Origin of the sequence: Nonomuraea indica (assembly GCF_002850745.1) — a bacterium.
GTDB classification, from domain to species: Bacteria; Actinomycetota; Actinomycetes; order Streptosporangiales; family Streptosporangiaceae; genus Nonomuraea; species Nonomuraea indica.
In genome coordinates this window covers 1-359 of sequence record NZ_KZ559492.1, presented here as the reverse complement: position 1 = coordinate 359, position 359 = coordinate 1, and the positions used below count along the sequence as shown (strand labels likewise).

The following is a 359-nucleotide window of genomic DNA, read 5'->3' as shown; positions in this document are numbered from 1 at the left end:
GGCTCCGACACCCAGCTCGCCCAGATGGCCAAGCTGGTGGAGGAGGCCCAGACCGGCAAGGCGCGGGTGCAGCGGCTGGCCGACCGCATCTCCGGCGTGTTCGTCCCCATCGTGATCGCGCTGGCCCTGGGCACGCTCGGGTTCTGGCTGGGCACCGGCGCGGGGGCGACGGCCGCGTTCACCGCCGCGGTCGCCGTGCTGATCATCGCCTGCCCGTGCGCGCTCGGCCTCGCCACACCGACGGCGCTGCTGGTCGGCACCGGCCGCGGCGCCCAGCTCGGCATCCTGATCAAGGGGCCTGAGGTGCTGGAGTCCACCCGCCGCGTCGACACCGTCGTGCTGGACAAGACCGGCACCGT

At 74.1% G+C, this 359-nt stretch carries 1 protein-coding gene; it reads left to right on the top strand.

Going from position 1 to position 359, the window contains the following annotated elements:
- Positions 1 to 359 (top strand): HAD-IC family P-type ATPase (locus CXR44_RS41405; protein WP_245899804.1); only part of this gene is annotated, 359 nt, incomplete at both ends.